The organism is Pseudoxanthomonas sangjuensis (genome assembly GCF_010211755.1).
GTDB lineage: Bacteria > Pseudomonadota > Gammaproteobacteria > Xanthomonadales > Xanthomonadaceae > Pseudoxanthomonas_A > Pseudoxanthomonas_A sangjuensis.
In genome coordinates, this window is the sequence record NZ_PDWR01000049.1 from 1 (window position 1) to 1669 (window position 1669).

The following is a 1669-nucleotide window of genomic DNA, read 5'->3' on the forward strand; positions in this document are numbered from 1 at the left end:
TCCGGCAGCAGCTTGAACAGGTCGCCGACCAGGCCGATGTCGGCGACCTCGAAGATCGGCGCGTCGGCGTCCTTGTTGATGGCGACGATGGTGCCGGCGTCCTTGATCCCGGTCAGGTGCTGGATCGCGCCGGAGATGCCGACGGCGATGTACAGCTCCGGGGCGATGATCTTGCCGGTCTGGCCGACCTGCAGGTCGCTGGGCACGTAGCCGGCGTCGACCGCGGCGCGCGAGGCGCCGACCGCGGCCCCGAGCCTGTCGGCCAGCCGGTAGATGATCTGGAAGTTCTCCGCCGAGCCGACGCCGCGGCCGCCGGAGACCACGCGGCGGGCCGACTGCAGGTCGGGGCGGTCGGTCTTGTCGGCGGACAGCGCGACGAAGCGGGTGTGCGCCGGCAGCGCGGCATCCACCGAAACCGCTTCGACCGGCGCACGGTTGCCGCGCGCGGCCTCGGGCCACGAGGCGGTGCGCACGGTGGCGACCACGGTCTGCCCGGCCGGGGCCTCGACGGTGACGATCGCGTTGCCGGCGTAGATCGGGCGGGTGAAGGTGGTTGCGCCTTCCACCGTCATCACGTCGGAGACCTGGCTGACGCCCAGCAGCGCGGCGACCACCGGGGTCAGGTCCTTGCCGAAGGTGGTGCTGGGGGCGAACACGTGGCTGTAGCCCTGCTTCGCCAGCGCGGCGACCTGCGGGCCCAGCACCTGCGCCAGCGCATTGGCATTGGCCGGGTGGGCGACGGTCAGCACCTTCGACACGCCGGCGATCTGCGCGGCTTCGGCGGCCACGGCGGCCGGGTCGGCAGCCAGCACGACGACATCGATGGTTTCCGGCGTCAGCGCGACGGCGGCGCTGACGGTCTTGGCGGTGGCGGCGTTGAGCTTGCCGTCCAGGTGTTCGGCGACGATCAGAACCTTGCCCATCACAGCAGCCCCTTTTGCTTGAGTGCGGCGACCAGTTCGGCCGCGTCCTTGACCATCACGCCCTTGCTGCGTTTCGCCGGCGGCGCGTAATGCGTCGTCTTGAGGAAATCGGCGGACTCGACGCCCAGGTCGGCGAAGGGCAGCGTCTCCAGCGGCTTGCTCTTGGCCTTCATGATGTCCGGCAGCTTGATGAAGCGCGGCTCGTTCAGGCGCAGGTCGGTGGTGACCACCGCCGGCAGGTCGACTTCCAGCGTCTCCAGGCCGGCGTCGACCTCGCGCACCGCCGTGGCCTTGCCGTCGGCGATGTCCAGCTTCGAGGCGAAGGTCGCCTGCGGGCGGCCCCACAGCGTGGCCAGCATCTGCCCGGTCTGGTTGCTGTCGTCGTCGATGGCCTGCTTGCCCAGGATGACCAGGTCCGGCTGTTCCTTCTCGATCAGCTTGAGCAGGGTGCGGGCGGCGGTCAGCGGCTGGATCGGCTGGTCGGCGACCACGTGGATGGCGCGGTTGGCGCCCATGGCCAAACCGTTGCGCAAATGCGCCTGGGCGTCGGCCGGGGCGATGGTGGCGACCACCACCTCGGTGGCGACGCCCCTGTCGCGCAGGCGCAGGGCCTCTTCCAGCGCGATCTCGTCGAACGGGTTGGGCGAGAGCTTGACGCCCTCGGTGACCACCCCGGAACCGTCCGGCTTGACCTGGATGCGGACGTTGAAGTCCACCACCCGCTTGTAGGCGACGAGAATTTTCAT

At 70.1% G+C, this 1669-nt stretch carries 2 protein-coding genes; both read right to left on the bottom strand.

Features of this window, described 5'->3' with window-relative positions; translation table 11 throughout:
• Positions 1 to 923 (bottom strand): electron transfer flavoprotein subunit alpha/FixB family protein (locus CSC71_RS15175; protein ID WP_162375219.1); only part of this gene is annotated, 923 nt, incomplete at its 3' end.
• Positions 923 to 1669 (bottom strand): electron transfer flavoprotein subunit beta/FixA family protein, encoded by a 747-nt coding sequence (locus tag CSC71_RS15180; protein ID WP_162375220.1) that lies wholly within the window; start codon positions 1667 to 1669, stop codon positions 923 to 925. The genes CSC71_RS15180 and CSC71_RS15175, both read right to left, overlap by 1 nt.

What these genes read in the sequence shown, in the direction of transcription:
- CSC71_RS15180 (WP_162375220.1), bottom strand. Translation starts at nt 1,669, where the DNA reads ATGAAAATTCTCGTCGCCTACAAGCGGGTGGTGGACTTCAACGTCCGC.